Source organism: uncultured Spongiibacter sp. (assembly GCF_964011655.1).
GTDB lineage: Bacteria > Pseudomonadota > Gammaproteobacteria > Pseudomonadales > Spongiibacteraceae > Spongiibacter > Spongiibacter marinus.
In genome coordinates this window covers 32,230-47,564 of record NZ_CAXGPO010000005.1, presented here as the reverse complement: position 1 = coordinate 47,564, position 15,335 = coordinate 32,230, and the positions used below count along the sequence as shown (strand labels likewise).

At 56.9% G+C, this 15,335-nt stretch carries 16 protein-coding genes; 8 read left to right on the top strand and 8 right to left on the bottom strand.

The window, feature by feature from the left end; translation table 11 throughout:
• Nucleotides 1-74: 74 nt before the first annotated feature.
• Complete coding sequence (gene cyoA, locus ABNS66_RS04120; protein ID WP_286838617.1) at nucleotides 75-1,028, bottom strand: ubiquinol oxidase subunit II; 954 nt, start codon at nucleotides 1,026-1,028, stop codon at nucleotides 75-77.
• Nucleotides 1,029-1,222: 194 nt separating this feature from the next.
• On the opposite strand from cyoA, the gene ABNS66_RS04115 reads away from it, so the two are divergent.
• The 5 genes from ABNS66_RS04115 to ABNS66_RS04095 all read left to right on the top strand — a co-directional run bounded on the left by ABNS66_RS04115 (nucleotide 1,223) and on the right by ABNS66_RS04095 (nucleotide 7,270).
• On the top strand, nucleotides 1,223-2,497 hold the full coding sequence (locus ABNS66_RS04115; protein WP_286838618.1) for an MFS transporter: 1,275 nt from the start codon (nucleotides 1,223-1,225) through the stop codon (nucleotides 2,495-2,497).
• Between the two features lie 127 nt (nucleotides 2,498-2,624).
• Nucleotides 2,625-3,944 carry a DASH family cryptochrome gene (locus ABNS66_RS04110; protein WP_286838620.1) on the top strand — a complete coding sequence of 440 codons (1,320 nt, stop codon included), beginning with the start codon at nucleotides 2,625-2,627 and terminating at the stop codon, nucleotides 3,942-3,944.
• A complete protein-coding gene (locus ABNS66_RS04105) occupies nucleotides 3,941-5,434 on the top strand; it encodes a deoxyribodipyrimidine photo-lyase (RefSeq protein ID WP_286838622.1) in 1,494 nt (497 codons plus the stop codon). Before ABNS66_RS04110 ends, ABNS66_RS04105 begins: the two co-directional genes overlap by 4 nt.
• On the top strand, nucleotides 5,434-6,996 hold the full coding sequence (locus ABNS66_RS04100) for a cryptochrome/photolyase family protein (protein WP_286838624.1): 1,563 nt from the start codon (nucleotides 5,434-5,436) through the stop codon (nucleotides 6,994-6,996). The genes ABNS66_RS04105 and ABNS66_RS04100 overlap by 1 nt, the downstream gene beginning before the upstream one ends.
• A gap of 28 nt (nucleotides 6,997-7,024) precedes the next feature.
• Nucleotides 7,025-7,270 (top strand): DUF202 domain-containing protein, encoded by a 246-nt coding sequence (locus ABNS66_RS04095; protein WP_204994624.1) that lies wholly within the window; start codon nucleotides 7,025-7,027, stop codon nucleotides 7,268-7,270.
• On the opposite strand, the gene ABNS66_RS04090 is transcribed toward ABNS66_RS04095, so the two are convergent.
• Nucleotides 7,267-7,707: a DUF3429 domain-containing protein gene (locus tag ABNS66_RS04090; RefSeq protein WP_286838625.1), complete on the bottom strand. Its 441-nt coding sequence runs from the start codon at nucleotides 7,705-7,707 to the stop codon at nucleotides 7,267-7,269. The two genes, ABNS66_RS04095 and ABNS66_RS04090, sit on opposite strands and share 4 nt — an antisense overlap.
• A 135-nt stretch (nucleotides 7,708-7,842) precedes the next feature.
• Nucleotides 7,843-9,783 (bottom strand): hypothetical protein, encoded by a 1,941-nt coding sequence (locus tag ABNS66_RS04085; RefSeq protein ID WP_286838627.1) that lies wholly within the window; start codon nucleotides 9,781-9,783, stop codon nucleotides 7,843-7,845.
• Nucleotides 9,784-10,133: 350 nt separating this feature from the next.
• Here ABNS66_RS04085 and minC point away from each other — a divergent pair, with 350 nt between their 5' ends.
• From minC to minE, 3 genes are read left to right on the top strand one after another with little or no spacing between them, the layout of a single operon-like run.
• On the top strand, nucleotides 10,134-10,916 hold the full coding sequence (gene minC, locus ABNS66_RS04080; protein WP_286838630.1) for a septum site-determining protein MinC: 783 nt from the start codon (nucleotides 10,134-10,136) through the stop codon (nucleotides 10,914-10,916).
• Between the two features lie 49 nt (nucleotides 10,917-10,965).
• On the top strand, nucleotides 10,966-11,781 hold the full coding sequence (minD, locus tag ABNS66_RS04075) for a septum site-determining protein MinD (RefSeq protein WP_286696303.1): 816 nt from the start codon (nucleotides 10,966-10,968) through the stop codon (nucleotides 11,779-11,781).
• Nucleotides 11,778-12,029, top strand: coding sequence for a cell division topological specificity factor MinE (minE, locus tag ABNS66_RS04070; protein ID WP_027873106.1), 252 nt, complete (start codon nucleotides 11,778-11,780; stop codon nucleotides 12,027-12,029). The genes minD and minE overlap by 4 nt, the downstream gene beginning before the upstream one ends.
• A gap of 38 nt (nucleotides 12,030-12,067) precedes the next feature.
• On the opposite strand, the gene ABNS66_RS04065 is transcribed toward minE, so the two are convergent.
• From ABNS66_RS04065 to ABNS66_RS04045, 5 genes are all read right to left on the bottom strand, one after another.
• Nucleotides 12,068-12,508: a hypothetical protein gene (locus ABNS66_RS04065; RefSeq protein ID WP_204994629.1), complete on the bottom strand. Its 441-nt coding sequence runs from the start codon at nucleotides 12,506-12,508 to the stop codon at nucleotides 12,068-12,070.
• A gap of 64 nt (nucleotides 12,509-12,572) precedes the next feature.
• Complete coding sequence (locus ABNS66_RS04060) at nucleotides 12,573-13,652, bottom strand: CNNM domain-containing protein (RefSeq protein ID WP_204994630.1); 1,080 nt, start codon at nucleotides 13,650-13,652, stop codon at nucleotides 12,573-12,575.
• 105 nt (nucleotides 13,653-13,757) lie between these two features.
• Nucleotides 13,758-14,186 carry a nuclear transport factor 2 family protein gene (locus ABNS66_RS04055; protein WP_286696304.1) on the bottom strand — a complete coding sequence of 143 codons (429 nt, stop codon included), beginning with the start codon at nucleotides 14,184-14,186 and terminating at the stop codon, nucleotides 13,758-13,760.
• Between the two features lies 1 nt (nucleotide 14,187).
• Nucleotides 14,188-14,568: a carboxymuconolactone decarboxylase family protein gene (locus tag ABNS66_RS04050; RefSeq protein WP_204994631.1), complete on the bottom strand. Its 381-nt coding sequence runs from the start codon at nucleotides 14,566-14,568 to the stop codon at nucleotides 14,188-14,190.
• Between the two features lie 10 nt (nucleotides 14,569-14,578).
• Nucleotides 14,579-15,319 carry an SDR family oxidoreductase gene (locus ABNS66_RS04045; RefSeq protein ID WP_286838632.1) on the bottom strand — a complete coding sequence of 247 codons (741 nt, stop codon included), beginning with the start codon at nucleotides 15,317-15,319 and terminating at the stop codon, nucleotides 14,579-14,581.
• Nucleotides 15,320-15,335: the final 16 nt, after the last annotated feature.

Genomic DNA, 15,335 nt, shown 5'->3' with positions numbered 1-15,335 from the left:
GGATTTACCGGCGCCCCAGGCGCTGTTCGGGTGAATGGAAGGGCTGCACTGCAACCCGCTCAAAATGTGAGGCATCAATGTGCATGGTGATCTGCCTCGTGTTGACTGTGATCCTGATGACCACTGTGGCCGCCCATCATGTCCTTCATGCACAGTGTGCCGGGATCAACGCAGCGGTTAAGAATGGCGTCGTAGAGGCCGGGCATCACCGTGCTGAAGTAGCGAACCGGGTCATACTGACTGGGTTTCTCCAGCTCTTTGTACGCGGTACGGCTCAACTCGGTGCCCTGGCTTTTAACGGTGTCCAGCCACTGAGCAAAGCCTTCATCGGTCTTGCCGTGGAATTTAAAGCGCATACCGTTAAAGCCGGCACCGGAGTAGTTAGCAGAGAAACCGTCGTAGACGCCTTCCTCATTAATGACGGCGTGCAACTGTGTTTCCATGCCACCCATGGCGTAGATCTGGCCCGCCAGGGCCGGGATGAAAAACGAGTTCATCATCGTTGTTGCGGTAATCTTAAATTTGATCGGACGATCCAGCGGTGCCGCCAGCTCGTTAACCGCCGCCACATCGTACTCGGGGTAGAAGAACAACCACTTCCAGTCCATCGCGACCACTTCCACGATCAGCGGCTCGACACCGGCCGGAACCGGCTTGCCTTCATCCACGCGATCGAGCGGGCGGTAAGGGTCGAGTTGGTGAGTACTCACCCAGGTCATCGCGCCCAGGGCAATAATGATTGCCAGCGGCGCCGCCCAGATCACTAACTCCAAATGCGTTGAGTGATCCCAGTCGGGCTGATATGTTGCTTTTTTGTTCGACGCGCGATAGCGCCAAGCAAATAGCAGTGTCAGCGCAATGACGGGCACAACGATAATTAACATAAGTACCGTTGCCCAAATAATCAGGTCAGCCTGCTGAGCGGCGATATCGCCCGAGGGCGACATAACAACCCAGTCGCAGCCACTGATCGTTGCGACGCCCGCCGTCGCAGCTAATGATTTGATAAGGGTTTTGAACACTGTCATCGCTACACGCTTGTCCAGTTATTGCATTGGGTTGTGGACTGTACGTGAACGAATAGGGAGTGAGAATTGGACAATTTGTCCTATGTTCGCTTTCAAACAAAGCCGTTAGGCTTCGTGTCACTCAGAGTACTACGGGCGGAAAACACCTTCTGACTATGGCAAATTTAACAGCAAATACCTCAACAGCTGAGGACATGAAAACCCCAGCGGGACACTCTCCAGTCGCCCCCAGCGAGATAGCAGTGGGCGTCATTATTGGCAGAGCTTCCGAGCATTTTGACTTCTTCGTGTTCGGTATCGCCTGCGTGCTGGTCTTCCCGCATGTCTTCTTTCCTTTTACTGACTCGCTAAATGGCATGCTCTATGGCTTTGCCATTTTCGCTATGGCCTTCGTTGCTCGCCCCTTCGGCACCGCACTATTCATGGCCATTCAGCGCCGCTGGGGCCGAAGCGTTAAGCTAACCGTATCGCTCTTCCTGTTGGGAACCGCGACGGCGGGCATCGCCTTTTTGCCAAGCTACGCCAGTCTGGGTGGCAGTGCCATCTTCCTGCTTGCCGTGTTCCGAATCTTGCAGGGTTTTGCGTTGGGCGGCTCATGGGACGGCCTACCATCGCTGCTCGCATTGAATGCGCCCCCGGCTAAGCGCAACTGGTATACCATGTTCGGTCAGCTGGGTGCGCCTATCGGCTTCCTGCTTGCCAATGCATTGTTCTTGTACCTAACACTCAGCGTAAGCCAGGAAGATTTCCAAAACTGGGCGTGGCGCTACCCCTTCTTTGTCGCCTTCGCAATTAACGTTGTCGCCCTGTTCGCACGGCTGCGCCTGGTGCTCACCGAAGAGTACACACTGGCGATGGAAGAGAAAGAACTGGAGCCGGTCAGCACCAAGAAAATGCTCGATGAAGAAGGCCCAACGATCTTCCTCGGCGCCTTCGCCGCACTGGCCAGCTATGCTCTGTTCCACATTGTGACGATTTTCCCGCTGTCGTGGATCTCGCTGCAGAACTCTCAGGTCATCACCAATGTGCTGACCGTGCAAATCTTCGGTGGTGTGATCGGCGTTGTCGCAACCCTCGCCTCGGGCCTGATTGCCAGCCGCCTCGGTAAGCGGGCGCTTGTTGCCTTGATGGCGGTGCTGATCGCTGCCTTCGCCGCTTTTGCCCCCGCACTACTTGGCGGCTCGGCGGGTGCGCAAAACGCCTTTATCCTGATCGGCTTTGCGCTGCTCGGTTTGTCATACGGCCAATCGTCGGGAACCGTTACCGACAACTTTGCCCCGCGCTTCCGCTATGCCGGTGCGGCACTGACTTCTGACTTCGCCTGGTTGTTCGGCGCAGCCTTTGCCCCGCTGATCGCCCTGGGGCTGTCTGTGCACTTCGGTTTGACCGCCGTGTCCGGCTACCTGCTCTCCGGTGCGCTCAGCACGCTGCTGGCACTTTATATCCTGCGCCGCCTCGCGGCGAAGTAAGCCGGCTCCCTTTTAGGCTCTCGCCCCACTCCCCCGGGGTGGGGGCCTTGTTTTCCCGCCACCTTCTCGCAAATCCAAAGCCCTCCCGACACCCTATAAGTTCTAGAGATCACTACTGGGGTTAGGCATGCGCCGAGGACTATTTTTATTCAGCAATAACCTTCGTCTGCACGACAATGCAGCGCTGCGGCGCATTGCCAGTCAAGTAGACGAGTTGTTGCTCGTATATTGCCTGGATCCGGAGTTATTCCGGCCTCGGTTCTGTCAGACCCCGGCTCTGGGTAGCCACCGTCTGAAATTTATCCAGGAAAGTCTGCGCGACCTACAGGCGCAATTGGCCTCGATGGGCCAGCGACTTACCATTGTCGAGGCGTCGGCAGGGCGCACGATCCCGGCGCTGGTCGAGCGCTACGACGTTGCAGTCATCGCGCAGGCTCAGGCCATCGGGCTGGATGAGCGCCGACAGTGGCAAGCCTTGCAACAACAGCTCCCCGACTGCCGTTTCATCGAGGCCAATAATCACTGTTTGTTTGAAGTCGACGAGCTGCCGTTTTCCCTGGGCGGCCTGCCCGAAAGCTTTTCAAAATTTCGCCGCAAACTCGGCGACCAGCTTCCCAGCCCTGCACTCGCCGCGCCCGCTTCGCTTCCGCCGCCACCTGCCGGTTGGCGCACCGAGAGCCACGCAGGTTACAGCGCCGCTGGCGAGCAACGGTTTATTGGTGGTGAAACCGCTGCCATCGCTCACTTGAAAAATTATTTTTCAACAACGCTGCCCACCCAGTACAAAGCAACACGCAATGCACTGTGGGGGTGGGAGACCTCGACCAAGTTTTCTGCCTGGCTGGCAAACGGCTGCCTGTCGCCCAGGCGACTGCTCGATACGCTGATCGACTTCGAGCAAAGCGTGCAGCGCAATGGTTCCACCGAGTGGATTTACGTTGAGTTACTTTGGCGGGAGTACTTCCAGTTCTATGCCCTGCGCCACGGCGCAGATCTGTTTTCATTTTCGGGCATTAAGCACCAAAAACCGTTAACCAGCTTTTATCCCCAGCGTTTTCGCCAGTGGTGCGAGGGCACAACGCCCTACCCCATCGTTAATGCGTGTATGCGCGAGCTAAATGCCAGCGGCTATATGAGTAACCGAGGGCGGCAGATCGTCGCGAGTTGCTTCGTCCATGAGATGGGGCTGGACTGGCGCTACGGCGCGGCTTATTTTCAGCGCCAGCTCATCGATTATGACGTCGCCAGCAATTGGGGGAATTGGCAGTATCTGGCAGGTGTTGGCGCTGACCCGCGCGGACACCGACACTTTGACCTGAATAAGCAAACCGAACAGTTCGACCCCGATGGTGAATTCCGCCGTCACTGGCTCGGCGAGGACGCCACCGCCGTCGAGCTCGACCATATCGATATCGTTGACTGGCCCATCCTGAGAGAGGGGCAATGAGCCGCGCCATTCAACTGGTGTGGTTAAAGCGCGACCTTCGCCTCAGCGACCACGCCCCCCTTGCCAACGCCTGCGCGGCGGGCGGGCCGGTATTACTTCTTTACATTTTCGAACCGGAATTACTGGCCGACCCGCACTACGATGAACGTCATTGGCGCTTTGTGTGGCAGTCGCTGGAAGCCATGCAAACTGCGCTGAAACCCTTTGGCGGGCACGTTCAGGTATTGCACGGCGAGCCACTGGCGATTTTTTCCGCTCTGCAGCAGCGCCTTACCATCGACACCGTTTTCAGCCACCAGGAAATCGGGCTGGCCTCCACGTTTGCTCGCGACCGTCGGCTTGCCGCGTTCTTCACCGCATCAAACATACACTGGCAGCAAAGCCCTAGCGGCGCCGTTCAACGCGGCGCAACGCATCGGCGCGGTTGGGACAGTCGATGGCAGAAAGTCATGCGCGCCTCACCGGCCGCGCCGTTACTGAATAGCGCCACATTTGCAGAACCACTGCAGCTAAACGGCTTCGACATGCAGCCACCGGCAAGCTGGACAAGCCCAAACGCCGCCTTTCAGCCGGGCGGCGCTGATGCCGCCTGGCAAACCCTGCACAGCTTCTTTGAGCAACGTGGCAAGGACTACTACCGGTCACTGTCCAGCCCTGAGCTGAGTCGCGCTGCCTGTTCCCGCCTGTCGCCATACTTGGCGTGGGGCTGCATTAGCCTGCGCGAGGTCTATCAATATTTACTCGCGCGCTGGCGTACGCCGGGTTGGTCTCGCAGCCATGTCGCCTTTTCCTCGCGGCTTCACTGGCACTGCCACTTTATGCAGAAATTTGAAAGTGAATGTGAAATGGAGACGCGGCCACTCAATCGCGCCTACGAGGCGTTTCCATGGCGGGAGGGGGAAGACGCGGATCGCGACCTGATCGCCTGGCAATCGGGTAAAACCGGCTATCCTTTAGTGGATGCCTGCATGCGCTGCCTGCAGGCCACCGGTTACATCAACTTTCGGATGCGCGCCATGTTAGTGAGCTTTCTCTGCCATCACCTACGGATCAATTGGACGCGGGGTAGCCGGCACCTGGCATCACTATTTCTGGATTTCGAGCCCGGCATTCACTACCCACAAATGCAAATGCAAGCCGGCGTTACCGGGATCAATACGCTGCGTATCTACAACCCTGTTAAACAATCCCAGGAGCACGACCCCGAGGGAACCTTTATTCGCCAGTGGTTGCCAGAGCTGGCAAACCTGCCCAGCCCCGTCATCCATCAACCGTGGCATATTCCACCACTGGAGGCGGCCATGTATCACTTCACACCGGGCAAGGATTACCCGCTACCCATCGTCGATATAAGCGTCAGCGGGAAAACAGCACGAAGCGTGTTCTGGCAGTGGCGCGCCCGTCCCGATGTTAAGCAAGAAGCCCAGCGTATCTTGGCCACGCATGTGCGCCCCAAACTCAACACCACCCCGAAGAAGCGAGCCGGATAATGCGCCAGTATCAACGCCTGCGATTGGTTCTCGGTGACCAACTGAACGCCAGCCACAGCTGGTACCGAGAGCACGACGATCAAACCCTTTACGTTATTGCCGAGCTGCATCAGGAAGCCAGCTACTGCCGACACCACATTCAGAAACTGTGCGGCTTTTTCGCCGCCATGGAGCAGTTTGCCAATGCGCTAAAAAAAGCGGGCCACCATGTCCTGCACCTGAACCTGGATGACACTGCAGAAGATGCCGACCTCAACGCCCTGCTGCAACGCTTATGCCGCCACTACGCGGTTTCACAGCTGGAGTATCAGCAACCTGACGAGTACCGGGTGCACCAGCAGTTACAAGCGCTGACACTAGCAAATGGCGTGCAGCATCACTGCGTAGACAGCGAGCACTTCATGCTGCCCTTTGCGGAACTGGGGCAGTATTTTACGGCAGGCAAAGCCCAGAAAATGGAATTTTTCTATCGCAAAATGCGCAAACGCTTTCACGTGTTAATGGACGGGGAAAACGGCGATGAGCCCCGTGGCGGGCGGTGGAATTACGATGCAGATAACCGCAACAAGCTTAGTGCTGAGGACCTTGACGGCATCCCCGAGGCGCTGTGTTTTGCCAACCCCGTTGGGCCGATTCGCGAGCGCATTGCCCGCCACAACATCGCCAGCATCGGCCAGGGCGGCGACGAGCTTCCCTGGCCGATTACCCGCCAGCAGGCCCTGCAACTGCTCACGTATTTTTGTGAGCAGCTGCTACCGAACTTCGGCCGCTTTCAAGACGCCATGACTGCACGTAGCGAGCACGGGTGGAGCCTTTACCACTCGCGCCTCGCCTTTGCGATGAACAGCAAGCTGTTGTCGCCAAAGCAGGTGATTGATGCATCTCTGAATGCCTTTGAGCGAAGCGATGGCGCGATAGACATTGCGCAAATCGAGGGTTTTATCCGCCAAATTTTAGGCTGGCGAGAATTTGTGCGCGGCGTTTATTGGGCAAATATGCCCGACTACGGCGAGCGCAATGCCCTGAATGCCCAGCGACCGCTGCCGCGTTGGTATTGGAACGGCGAGACACACATGCACTGCCTGAAGCAGGCAATAGACCAGTCGCTGACGCACGCCTACGCCCATCATATCCAACGCCTAATGGTCACCGGGAACTTTGCGCTGCTGGCGGGCATTCACCCCGATGCGGTCGACAGCTGGTATCTGGGCATTTATATCGATGCCCTGGAGTGGGTGGAAATGCCCAATACTCGCGGCATGAGCCAGTACGCCGATGGCGGCTTGGTGGCCAGTAAAGCCTACGCCGCGAGCGGTAACTATATGAACAAAATGAGCGACTACTGCGGCGACTGCCACTACAAGGTGAAAGAAAAGACCGGCGAGCGAAGCTGCCCTTTAAATAGCCTGTACTGGCATTTTATGCTGCGCCACCGCGAGAATTTTGCGCGTAACCCGAGGGTCGGCATGGTTTACAAAAGCTGGGATAAGATGGCTGATGACAAGCAACAAGCCGTGTTGCAACGCGCCGACTGGTGCCTGGAGAATATCGACACGCTATAGTGTTTGCACCTTTACACAGGAGCGCCACATGGAAGATAGCCAAGTACGCGACCAGCTCGCCTTAGAACGCACCCTTCTCGCCAATGAACGCACGCTGCTTGCCTATTTGCGCAGCGCCCTCGCCTTCGCCGCTGCTGGTGCGGCCATCCTGCATTTCTACGCTCAACAAGCGCTGCTGGTCAGTTTGGCATGGGGCTTAGTCGCCGCCGGCGCCGCCATCGGCATTTGGGGCGCCTACCGCTTTGCTCAAGTTCGCAGGCGCCTGCGCAATTAAGCCAGGCGCACAATGAACAGCCCGGCGAGCAAGCAGGCGATCGCAACGCTGCTAAGGCAGCAGCGCAAACTGATATACCAGCTGGGTAAGCCATAGCGGTAATAGCGAAACAAGTCATAACACCAGAGAATACCGAGCAGGATGGCCAGCGTAAGGTAGGCTTGCGCCATTGGCATCCACACCGTAAATGCCACCGCGATCGCCGCCGCCATTCCCAGCAAGGCATCGTTAAAGCGCGGCGCCGAAAAGGTCCCTCCCCAAAGCGTTCCCGCCATAAAAGCGGTGATGGCCACGCCATAACTGTGCAACGCCACCTGGCCGGTCAGGCCAGCCCAACTGCCGCCGACATACACCGCCCACAGCGCTGCAATAAACGGTATCGCACCCAGCGCACCTGCCAGCAGATAGCTGCGTTGCGCAATGCCTGTTGTCGCCATAAATCTTCTCCTCTTTCGTCAGTGATACGAAAAACAAGAAAAGCCCGGATTTATCGGCCAGAAACAAAAAAGCGCCCGAGGGCGGGCGCAAGCTGTGAAACGACCACCCGGGAGAGTGGTCACGCGCTAAAAGTGTTAGCGGTAGGGGACTGTCTGAAACAGCACATCGGTCAACTGAAAGGTGCCCGCGGGCTTTTGGTCAAAGGCTAATTTAATTGACGACAGCGCACTGAGGTCGACACCGGCATCGTGAATCACTTTGGCATCCAGCCGGAACGGCAGCATATTAATGACCGTCTTGGCTCCGGTATCGCGCGCCGATACCGTCAGCCCCGGCGGAAAATACAGCGCGTCGCTGTAGTCGCTGGCGAGCAGGGTCACGGCGTTGCCAGACACATCACTGAGCGTGAGATGCAGGTCCTGGCCAGTGGCATTTTCCGGTGTAACACTCACTCCCATACGCAGCGTCAGAAAGTCTGCCGCACTGGCGTCCAGCCCCTCAGCGGGCAGGGCAAATTCAATAGTGGCGCCCGTTCCCAGATAGTTGGCAAACACCTGCGGCGCTTTAGAGATGGTTGAGGGCGACGGACAACGGTCTTCATTCATGCCCAGTAAGTCTTCCAGGCTACCGCCATTTGGCGCGCACCAGCCGGTAAAGGTGAAGCCGTCAAATGTATTGGCGCCAAATTCGTTCATCAGTAACGAATCCTCGCTGAGCGTTTTGTCGACGACGATCAGGTTTTCTGACGACTGATGAAAGGACAAATGCAGTCGCTCGTCACAGGTATCAACCCCCTCTGGACAGGCACTGGCGGGCGCGCTATCCAAAGCGCTCCAATACCCGGCGAATTGCTCTTCACCGCCAGCGAAAAGGCGCAGGAAGCTGCTGATCAAAAACTCGCCATGGCGGCGTTGGTCACTGCGGCTAAAGCGGCCGCTTACCGGCGAGGCTTCCGTGCAATAGGGGTCAAAGCCATTCAGGGTGGCGTCATCGTTAAACCAAAAGTCGTTGTAGTAATTGTGGTTGGCGCCCATCGCGGTAAGCATGAACTGCGGCTGCGACACATCGTCGGCGTTGTAGCGAACATTGTCATACATATATACCCCGTGCAGGGTCGACACGTCGCCGTCACAGTAGGGTGACAGAGTGGCCCAGGCGGTATTGAGCGGCAGTTCGGAGTCAAAATCAGTAGGTGCCAAGGAGAACACCGCCTTTATGTCGTGGGGCTGGTCAAAATCGCTAGTGCGGCGAAATTGCGGGTCTTGGTTGTAGGTGATGGTTTTGGCAACCCCATTACCGCCCCGGGAGTGCCCCATCAGGCCGATGCGGCTGAGGTCAATGCTGTCGAGCAAAACGCTAAAGTCATTACCGGCCTCATCCTGGTGGTAGGCCGAGTCGGGCTGGGTGGCGATATCGCGGAAAATATCCAAGTGGTGCAATATCACTTCCGCTCGGGCGGTGATGCCCTGGTCGTTGGAACCGGAGTCCTGGGCGTTGATGTCATTCACATCCACCGACAGTACTACATAGCCGTGGGAGGCCATGGTGTCGGCGATATAGTCATAGCCTTTATCCGAGCGGATAGGCACTAAACCGTTTGCTTCGCAGTCCGTGCCCGAGGATTCGTCGCCACTGGCATCGCCAGTAGTCGAACACGTTGAGTGGCGGCCGTGCTGGAACAGAATCAGCGGAAAGCCGTCTTCGGGTATGTCACTGGCGCTGTCTACCACCGGGTAGTGAATCACACCGAGAATATCCACCGGGTCGGCAAACTGGTCGACGCTGCTGCCGTCGCTATCATCAATATTGCGGGTGGCCATCACCGCGGCATATTGGTAATCGATGGGGCCGGCAATCTGGTAGGGGCCCTGCGTGTCAGCATCTGGCGCGGCGCCATCAAAGCGGCTTTCAGAGAAAACCGGTGTTTCAACCACAGGTGGGGTGGGATCATCGACTACGCCTCCCTCTCCCCCTGCGCCCGATGAGCTTCCCGATCCGCCACAGGCGGTCAGTAACATCAGTGCACTACCTACGATCCACTTGCGAGGCGAATCAAAAGACGACGAATAAACCATGACACCACTCCTTACTGCTTTAAAGGATGACTTGCATCGGTGCCCTCCTGGCTTACGCTGCAAAAGTAGCCGCTGCATAACTCACTATCGCAGCGGCGAATAACAAGGTCACTGCAGCTTTAATGCCAGCTTTTCAAAAATTAGTATTGCAGTGAAAGTCGGTGTTTTTTCGATCAATCGCGCATCTAACGCCCTTTTATAGGGCGCTGCGGGATGCATTCAGCGCGTAGTGCACCAGTAATGACCTCGCCAGTGCGCTCACTGGAAGCGGGTTTTCAACTTGCGGCCAACACCACATCAAGCTATAAGAAGCCGCCATTTTCATTGCAAACTCCGGTACACTTGAGCGCATGGATTCAAAACCTCAAAACGCAGAACTCCCCTTCGGCAGCGCGCCGCAATTTCGCTTGAAAGCGGGCTTGTTCCCGCTGACGCAACTCGATATCAGCGACTATGAGCACAGCTGCTTTGAGCAGCAGTTGCGCGCCAAAGCCGCTGAAGCGCCGGCCTTTTTCCAGCACACCCCGGTCGTGCTCAACCTAGAGCCCTACCAGGGCACACTGCCGCCGCCCGTGCAGGAAATGACCGCGCTGTGCCGCGAGCATGGCTTGATTCCCGTCGCCCTGCGCAGCCCGGATGACGCAATACAGGAACAGGCGCGCGTTTGCGGCCTGGCCATCATGCCCGCTGGTCGCCCCGCTCGCGAAACTGCCGATACCTCCGAGACTTCCGAGACTTCCGAGACCCCGGCGGCCAAAGCAGAGCCAGAGACCGCTGCGCCAACCAGCGAGGCGCCCACCGCGCGGCCCAGCAAAGTGATCGACACGCCGATTCGCTCCGGCCAACAGGTTTACGCCGCCGGCGGCGACTTAATTGTGCTGTCGTCGGTATCAGCCGGCGCGGAAGTACTCGCCGATGGCAATATTCATGTTTACGGCGCACTCCGCGGACGCGCTCTGGCAGGTGTACGCGGCGACACTTCTGCACGAATATTTTGTCAGAGTTTGGAGGCCGAACTGGTATCTATCGCCGGAACCTTTAAGCTGGATGAAGATTTTCGCGGCCAGCATTGGAAGTCCGCCGCAAAGATTCGCCTCGACGAGCAAACATTAGAGATTCAACCACTCAGTTAATTGAAAGAAGGGCGCAACCCGCCCTGCCAACATATAAGGGAGCCTTGCTTTGGCCAAAATTATTGTCGTGACCTCCGGGAAGGGCGGCGTGGGTAAAACCACCAGCAGTGCCGCAATCAGCAGTGGCTTGGCGCTACGCGGCCACAAAACTGCCGTTATCGATTTTGATATTGGTTTGCGCAACCTCGACATTGTGATGAACTGCGAGCGCCGCGTTGTCTATGACTTTGTCAATGTGATCAACGGTGACGCAACGCTGCGCCAGGCACTGATTAAAGATAAGCGCGTCGACAATTTGTATATTCTCCCCGCCTCGCAAACCCGCGACAAAGATGCGCTGAGCATGGACGGTGTAGAGCGCGTACTTAAAGAGCTCGCCGACGACGGTTTTGAATACATTATTTGCGACTCACCCGCGGGCATTGAGCACGGTGCCTTTATGGCGCTGTACTTCGCCGACACCGCGATCGTGGTTGCCAACCCCGAGGTAAGCTCAGTGCGAGACTCCGACCGCATTCTCGGTATTCTGCAGAGCAAATCCCGCCGCGCTGAAAACGGCGAGCGCGTGGAAGAATACCTGCTACTCACCCGCTACAACCCGGAGCGCGTGGCCAAGGGCGAAATGCTGGCGGTGGAAGATGTCGAAGAAATTCTGGCAACCAAACTGCTGGGTGTTATCCCCGAGTCAGAAACCGTATTGAAGGCGTCAAACCAGGGTATTCCGGTTATTCACGACGACCAGAGCACGGCGGGGCAAGCCTATAGCGACGCCGTGGCACGCTTACTCGGCGAAGAGGTGGAGCAACGTTTTATTCACGCGGAACAAAAAGGCCTGTTCAAGCGCCTGTTCGGGAGGACTGCATGAGCATCCTGGACTTTTTCCGCAACAACAAAAAAGATACCGCCGCCGTCGCCAAAGAGCGGCTGCAAATCATTGTTGCTCACGAACGCAATCAACGGAACCAGCCCGACTATTTGCCAAAACTTCAGCAAGAGCTGCTGGAAGTGATACGCAAGTATGTTGATGTGAACCAGGATCAGGTCGAAGTGGCCTTGGACAATGCCGGCAACTGCTCGGTACTTGAGCTAAACATCACCCTGCCTGACCGCTAAGCCGTGCTGCGGGAATGACCAGCGCATTCCCGCCGCCGCTAACGTGGTGCAAAGGACTGCATATACGGATTCGCGCTGCTGCGCTGCACATGGATGTATCCGTGCTCGGTGAGTTCGTGACAGCTATTGCAGCCATCAATCAACTTATCAAACGCCGTGCTGGCTCGGCTGACATCGCCGCTATCGATTGCCGTTTCCAGCTTTAACACCAGCGGTTTAAGCGTACTGGCCGACAAGCGCCCTACCGGATAGTCGCCATAGCTTTCAATGTCACTGGCCTGCTTCACCGCCGCTTCCAGCTCGTGGGCATAAAAATCTGCCAGCGTCAGGTTGCTCGCATCCAGCGACAGCTGCAGTTTGTGCGCAAAGCGCTGCATATCGCCCATCACGGCAATCAGGTCAGGGCTTTCATTTGCCTGCAATAGCGAACTTCCCGACATAACCGTGCCGACGCACAGCCCTACTATCCATTTCTTCATTGGGCGCTTGTATCCTAAAAAATAAACGGCTGATGTTATACCAAAACGCGCAGAGGCGACTCCACTACTGCGGCGATTTGTCGCTATCGCCATGGGCCAACTCATCGTGTAGGAAGCCCATCTGCCGCGCGCGCTGCTCCCAGCGCTGACGCGCAAATACCTGCATATCGACCACTTCATCGGTTTCGTCGGTAATTTCAAAGCCCAGCAAGGTTTCCACCAAATCCTCGGTTGTTACCAAGCCGTGCAACTCGCCGTACTCGCCCACGGCCAATGCCATTTGTTTACCGGGTACCAGCATCTTTTGAATCATGCCGCGCAGCGGCAAGTTGTCGGGCACAATTAACAGTGGGCGCTGAAGGGTGTGCAGCACTGTGCCCGGCGCCTCGATCGCAGCGCGTAGAATTTCGTCTTTGCGCACGAAGGCGTATACGTTATCGGCCTGGTCGCGATAAATCGGAATACGGGAGAACGGCAGGCTGGGGTTTTCAGCCAGAACCTGCTCGGCGGTTTTGTCACCATCCAAACTAAAAATTACCGGCCGCGGGCTCATCACGTCGCGCACTTTTAGGCGACTGAAATGCAGCAAGCTGCGCACGGCGCGCGCTTCGCGCGGCGAGAACACTCCTTCCTCAACACCCAGCTCGGCAAGGGCGGCAAACTCGGCACGACTAACGGATGCAGCTTCTTCTTTCTGACTGAAAAAGATGGTTATCCACTGAGTAAGCCAGACCAGCGGCGACATCAAGCGCTGCACCCATTTCAAAATAAGCGCGCAGGCGGGTGCCAGCTGACGCCAGTAACGCGCGCCCAGCGTTTTGGGAATAATCTCGGAAAAGACCAGAATCAACAGGGTGAGTACCGCGGAGATCACCCCGAAATACACTTCGCCAAACAGTGCCGTGGCCTGCGCGCCCGCCCCCGCCGCGCCCACGGTGTGGGCGATGGTATTCAAACTGAGAATGGCCGCCAGAGGTTTGTCGATATCTTCTTTGCAGCGCTGCCACCAGGTCGCGGTGCGCTGACCACTGGCCAAGCCCGCCGCAATATAGGAGGAGTTAACACTTAACAACACAGCTTCGAGCAGTGAGCAGAGAAAAGACACGCCCAACGCCAAAAAAACATACAGCGCCAATATGGCCATTACGCTTACGCCTCATCGTGGTATCGATAGCGCTAACTGTGTCACAGCTTTCGCCGGACTTAAATCCTCTGCGCGAACAAAGTCGGCAAACAGCAGAGCCGTGCTTTAGCCATTCGCCGCCGGGCGCTGACCACCGCACAGAATGTCACTCACCAACTCGGTGTCCATATATTCCTTCAGCTCGATAATGCGCCCGTCTTTGAAACGAAAGAGAAAGTGGTAACGGTTGTGATAATGCTGACCAGAGCTGTGGTCGCCGCGACTCTCTGCCTCCACCGCAACGCGCTCACCCTCGGCAGTGGTCGCGGTGATCGTGAATTTAAGGCCATTCGGGAAGGCATCCAGTACGCCCACAGCGGACGTCGAGATTTCTTTCAGATTATAACGGCCGGAAATCAACGTTCGGCCCGAGGTCCACAGGGTCGCATCAGGGTGATAAAAGGCTAAAAAACCATCGGTGTCGCCCGCCGACAAACACTCAATAAAGCGGATGGCCCGCTGACGATTCTGTTCACTTAGCGACGTGTCTGCCACGCTACTCGCCCTCCTGTTTCTTTATTTTGGCCATTAGCCCCATCAGTGCCATGCGCATTTTAGAGGCTCTTGGGTAGCCAATATACTGGGTTAGAAACAGTACGGCCTCCTCCAATTGGGCCTCGTCCAGCTCCCCGCGTGTAAACGCCGACTGCGCCTGAATGGTGAAGGTCATGTCCTCTCCCTGGGCCGCTATTGCCCCCAGCAGCAACAGCCTGCGGTCGCGAATGCTTAGGGTGTCGTTGTCCCACAGGTCGCCAAACAGCGAGCCCAACATGAAGTCGAAAAAGCGGTCTTCACCTTCCTTGGGGGGCTCGGGCAGGGCATTGCAATACACCTCTTTAAACTTTTCGATACCGCGTTCACGTTTTGACTCTGTCATAGCAGCGCTCCTACACCCGCATAAACTGACCGCCGTCCACGTTCAATATGTGGCCGGTGATCCAAGAGGCTTTGTCGGACAACAAAAACAGTGCCGCATCGGCCATATCATCAGGCGTGCCGAGACGACTCAGCGGCATTTGCTTGACCAACTCGTCGGCGTAGTCACCGGCAGTGTTGCGCAAGCCCTGGGTCTCGGTGGGGCCGGGAGCGATAGCGTTGATGCGAATTTTTCGCCAGCCCAGCTCATTGGCAAGCGAGCAGGTCAGGCCATTGAGTGCCAGTTTGGCAACGCCGTAAAAACCGATATTCATCCACGCCGCCGTGGAGGACTGGTTTACTATCGCAGAGCCTTCCGGCATATACGGAACACAGGCGCGCGCCATTAACAGGCTGCCGTGGACATTCACGCGCATGAAGGTATCGAGATAGTCCATATCAACATTCATATAGCCTTCGATCTTCATGTCGCCAAAGATCGCCGCATTGTTAATGAGGTAGTCGATCTTGCCGTAGGCAGATTTCGCTGCCTCCGCACAGGCAATACACGAGGCCTCATCACCTACGTCGGTGCGCACAAACATCGCCTCACCGCCGCCCTGCTGAATGTCGGCCACAACCCGCTCGCCTTGCTCGGCATTTAGCTCAGCGACCACGACCCGCATGCCCTCAGCGGCGCAGCGTTTGGCATAGCCTTCGCCAATTCCTTGCCCCGCCCCCGTAACCACCACTACTTTGTTGTGAAAACTCATTATTATTTTCTCGTTT